This window comes from Cyanobacteriota bacterium, assembly GCA_025054735.1.
Lineage (GTDB): Bacteria > Cyanobacteriota > Cyanobacteriia > SKYG9 > SKYG9 > SKYG9.
Window position 1 is genome coordinate 1 of sequence record JANWZG010000300.1, and the last position, 5007, is coordinate 5007.

Genomic DNA, 5007 nt, shown 5'->3' on the forward strand with positions numbered 1-5007 from the left:
TAGCTCAGGCGACCATTTAGCAGCTTCCCGAATGATGTCTCCACCTTCTCGCATCATGTCGCGGCCTTCGTTCCGAGCTTGAATACATGCTTCCAACGCCACACGGTTTGCGGTTGCGCCGGGTGCATTACCCCAAGGGTGACCCAAGGTGCCGCCACCAAACTGTAGGACTGCATCATCCCCAAAAATTTCCACAAGAGCTGGCATATGCCATACGTGGATACCACCAGACGCGACTGCCATCACGCCAGGCATTGAGGCCCAGTCTTGGGTGAAGTAAATACCACGAGACTTGTCTTGCTCGATGTAGTTCTCACGCAGCAGGTCTACAAAGCCCATGGTGATGCCCTTTTCGCCCTCCAATTTGCCCACGACTGTGCCTGTGTGGATATGGTCGCCACCAGACATACGCAGACACTTGGCCAGAACTCGGAAGTGCATCCCGTGGTTCTTTTGTCGATCGATTACAGCATGCATTGCTCGGTGAATGTGTAGTAACAGACCGTTATCGCGACACCATCTCGCCAGGGTAGTGTTGGCAGTGAAACCAGCCGTCAAAAAGTCATGCATGATAATGGGCATCTTCAGCTCTTTGGCAAATTCTGCCCGTTTCAGCATTTCTTCGCAGGTAGGAGCGGTCACATTCAAGTAATGTCCCTTGATTTCACCTGTTTCAGCTTGAGCCTTGTGGATAGCATCAGCAACAAATAGGAAGCGATCGCGCCAGCGCTGGAACGGCTGAGAGTTGATGTTTTCATCATCCTTGGTGAAGTCTAGGCCACCGCGCAAGCACTCGTAAACTGCACGACCATAGTTCTTAGCCGATAGGCCCAGCTTAGGCTTGATGGTGCAACCCAGCAACGGACGACCATATTTGTTGAGCTTGTCACGCTCAACTTGAATGCCGTGGGGAGGGCCTTGGAAGGTCTTCAGATAGGCAACGGGAATACGCAGGTCTTCCAATCGCAGTGCACGCAGGGCTTTAAAGCCAAACACATTACCTACGATCGAAGTCAGCATATTGGTCACCGAGCCTTCCTCAAACAAATCTAGAGGATAGGCAATGTAGGCGATGAACTGATTATCATCAGCGCCAGGGACTGGCTCAATGTCATAGCAGCGGCCCTTGTAGCGATCCAAGTCTGTCAACAAGTCAGTCCAGACCGTAGTCCATGTACCAGTGGAGGATTCTGCCGCTACTGCTGCACCTGCTTCTTCAGGAGGAACGCCAGGTTGAGGAGTTACGCGAAAGGCCGCCAGAATATCGGTATCCTTCGGAGTGTAGTCTGGGGTGTAGTAGGTTAATCGATAATCCTTTACCCCAGCTTGATACCCAGCTTTTGCCTGGGTCTTAGTTTGCGCGTAAGACATAATTCTGTTCCTTAGAAATCACAACGCTTCGACTGGGTACAAGAGATATCTAAGGAGTATTGCCTTCTATCTATGATGTACACAGTTGCGAATCTATAGAAAAGATTATCAGGAATGGTAATAAGCCTAGTTTTTGTTATCTTAATCAGGTTATACGGTCAGCTTATAAATCTATAAAAATGTTTGAACAGTCTCCAGTAGATGCTCTCTAAAAATGCAACAGTTCTGTAATCTATCGGCAGTTGACTATTCACAGTGTGGTCTACAGGGTCTAGGTGTAGTCTACTCATGGTCTAGGGGCACACTAAATCCATGGTTCGGCTTATAGTACAAGTGCCATAATGAAGGCTGGACGTTGCTAATGTTCAGGACTGTTAGGTTGCTGCTAGGTCTTACGTTAAAAAAATATGGAATTATTAACGATCGGCCACTCTAATTTGAGTATTGAGGCATTTATCGCGCTACTAAAAGAGCACCGAGTGACGGCGATCGTTGATGTCCGTTCTCACCCCTACAGCCGCTATGCACCTCATTTCAGCCAAGCAGCATTGAAATGCTCTCTGCAAGCAGTAGGTATTGCCTACGTATTTTTGGGTAAAGAGTTAGGTGCTAGGTCAACGGATCCAACTTGCTACGATGAACAGGGCAAGGTCATCTACGATCGACTAGCGCAAACTACTCTGTTTGCTGAAGGCATGAAGCGCTTAACGATTGGGATGCAGAAGTATCGAGTAGCTCTAATGTGTGCAGAAAAAGACCCCATAGCTTGCCATCGCTCAATTCTGATTTGCGATCGCCTAAAACAGCAGAATCTCTCTCTGCGCATTAGCCACATTCTTAGTGACGGTACCCTAGAAACTCATGAGCAACTAGAAGAGCGCCTCTTGGCCAATCTAGCGCAACCACCCCAGTTGCCAGAGCTAGAGCAACTGTGGCAAGCTGTGGAAACCCAGGCGACCAAGGCAAAAAAACGAGCAAAGCAGCCTACTTCTCTGCCCTTACTGGAACGTCTAGACCAACTGAAGCAAGCTAATTCACAGCAAGAACGCGAGATTGCCTACTCTAAACCCCTATCGTCTTGAAATGCTCTAGTTGCAGTGATTGACCATGAGCCAAGCTATTCACCTGTTTACCATCGGCTTTACACAAAAAAGCGCTCAGGTTTTCTTTGAGTCATTGATCCAGGCTGGTGTTAAGCGAGTAATCGATACTAGGCTTAATAATGTGTCTCAACTAGCGGGTTTCACTAAGCGATCAGACCTAGACTACTTCTTACGCAAGATTGCTGGCATTGAGTATGTCCACTACCCTGACTTTGCGCCGACCAAACCCATGTTAGATGCCTACAAAAAGCAGAGAGGTGACTGGGCTAACTATGAGCAACAATTTTTGCAGCTAATGACCGATCGGCAAATTGAAACCCTAGTCTCACCAGAATTTTTGAATGGTGCCTGCTTACTCTGTAGTGAAGCAGAGCCTCATCATTGTCATCGCCGTCTAGTGGCAGAATACTTAAATCAGCACCTGGGGCATATAGCTATACATCATCTTTAGTCGAGGATTGTATAATTAGTGCCCATAAGTATGATGGCCACTCGTGGGTTCGGTATAGTGCAACTGATTTGTCTAGCTAACTCTCGCAAACATGGTGAGCGTTGTATTGCAGGTATAAATCCAATAACTGGTGATTGGATTCGACCAGTCTGTATGCAGTACCGATACAAAGATGATGGTCGGGTTCCTCAACATGTTCGCCGTATAGACGGAACAGAGCCAAACCTCCTAGACATTCTAGAAATTCCCTTGGATAAAGAGGCCCTTGATTTTGGGTTTGAGCGAGAAAATTGGTTAATTATGCCAGGAGCCTGGAAGAGGCTAGGTCGGGCAAGTTTAGCAGATGTCGTCACCTATGCTAATGGGGAGATTATGTATCCTAAGTACAAACGAGCTGTGCCACTTCCCTACCTTGAATCCCTACCCAGGAATCAACAGAAAACCCTTCAGCTTCTGAAGGTCGTCAATTTCCGAGCCTGGATTAATGCTGAGGAAAAGTATCGAGCTAGCTTGGTTACCACCAATGGACATGAGCTTCACGATGCACCAATTACAGACCCTGTGTTTATCAAGAAATTGGATATTGGTGATTATAGAAACAACCGAAGGTTTACTAGCGATCGTTGTTTAGTGACCTTGAGCTTAGGAATGCCCTTTGCAAAGGAAAAAGATGGTGAAAAGTATTGCTGGAAGTTGATTGCTGGTGTAATTGAAATTGCTGTCAGCTAGTGTATCTAGAGTCAGCAACTCAGTTCGGTAGTTAGGTGTGCTTCTTCCCTAACCTCACAGCAGTGTGCACAGCTTGCAGAATGGCAGCAGCGTTATCACGGGGTGACCAAGTTTCCATGCGCTTAACAGCATTTTGACTCAGGGTTTGGAGTCGATCGCGGTCTGATAGCGCCTCTTGTAAAATAGCTGCAAGGGCATCCACGTCACCACAAGGATAGATATAGCCAGTGTAGCCTGATTGCACAATGTCGAAGCGTCCGCGAATTTCGTCACTGAGTACTACAGGGCAGCCACAGAGCATAGCTTCACAGACGACCACAGGGCAAGGATCATAGCCAGATGGCAACACCAATAAATCTGCTGATCGATAAGTAGCAGGCAGTTGGGATTGGTTAACAAACCCCAAGAATTTCACCCGATCAGCAATCCGCAGGCTCTCTGCTGCTGCCATCAACTCTAGTTTTAGGGGGCCTTCTCCAGCAAAGACCAAGTAAGCGTAGGGTAATTGCGCCTGGGCAAAGGCAGATAACACATCGGCAGGACGCTTCCAGGGTTGAAGCTTGGCACAAAATAGCACCACGAGCGCATCAGCAGGAATTCCCCACTGATGACGGATGGCGGCCCGGTCAACTAGGGCGGCTTGGGCCGTCCACCAGTCGTTGTCTACCACAAAGGGAGTCATGACAATTCGCTGAGGAGGCACACCCAAGCTGCGAAGAAACTCACTACCCGCCGCAGAGGTCGATATGGCAACATCTGCTAGGCTAAAAATGCGCGGGAGGATCCATTGTTTAAGCCGGAGCTTCCAAGAGCTACCCTTGCTACGGACATCTAGGGAAGTGGCATCTGTGTTAAATAGCAATGGAGTGCGGCTAGTCTTAGCAGCAGCGGCGGCAATCCAGAAGCTAGCGTAGGTGTAGCCTGTATAGACAATAACAGCATCGAACTTACCCGTATGAATCAACCGCCACAAGCCGAGATTCACTAAGCCCCAGAACTTTCCTAGACTAGGATGCTTAGACCTGTTGGGAACATACTCCCAGGAATAGCCTTCCAGCAGGGGAATGTCCCACTGCACAGCTACACCAAATTCTGGGTCAACTCCGGTTTCTGCTCCTTGTAGGCTGCAATAGGCAACGTGAAGATCCAGTTGGGCTTGTTGAGTCATCAAGCGCAGCAGGGGAGCTACGTACTGCACGGGATGGGAACAAACCATCAGCACGCGATAGATACGCTCAACCATAGGGCAAGGTCTCCAGAAAGCGCTTAGCGATCGTATTCCAGGCAAACTGGGTTTTCCATAGGGTCATATTCCGCTGATGGAGTGTTTGCCAACACCGGGAATCTGTCAAC

General features: G+C 48.5%; 5 protein-coding genes. 3 read left to right on the plus strand and 2 right to left on the minus strand.

What is annotated here, in order from left to right; genetic code table 11:
- Window positions 1–1371 (minus strand): form I ribulose bisphosphate carboxylase large subunit (locus NZ772_13560; protein ID MCS6814576.1); only part of this gene is annotated, 1371 nt, incomplete at its 3' end.
- 407 nt (window positions 1372–1778) lie between these two features.
- Here NZ772_13560 and NZ772_13565 point away from each other — a divergent pair.
- From NZ772_13565 to NZ772_13575, 3 genes are all read left to right on the plus strand, one after another.
- Window positions 1779–2453 (plus strand): DUF488 domain-containing protein, encoded by a 675-nt coding sequence (locus NZ772_13565; protein ID MCS6814577.1) that lies wholly within the window; start codon window positions 1779–1781, stop codon window positions 2451–2453.
- Between the two features lie 25 nt (window positions 2454–2478).
- A complete protein-coding gene (locus tag NZ772_13570; GenBank protein MCS6814578.1) occupies window positions 2479–2925 on the plus strand; it encodes a DUF488 domain-containing protein in 447 nt (148 codons plus the stop codon).
- A gap of 153 nt (window positions 2926–3078) precedes the next feature.
- Window positions 3079–3654, plus strand: coding sequence for a hypothetical protein (locus tag NZ772_13575; protein ID MCS6814579.1), 576 nt, complete (start codon window positions 3079–3081; stop codon window positions 3652–3654).
- Between the two features lie 31 nt (window positions 3655–3685).
- On the opposite strand, the gene NZ772_13580 is transcribed toward NZ772_13575, so the two are convergent.
- The gene (locus NZ772_13580) at window positions 3686–4897 is read right to left on the minus strand and encodes a glycosyltransferase (protein MCS6814580.1); all 1212 of its coding nucleotides are present in this window, start codon (window positions 4895–4897) and stop codon (window positions 3686–3688) included.
- Between the last annotated feature and the right edge of the window lie 110 nt (window positions 4898–5007).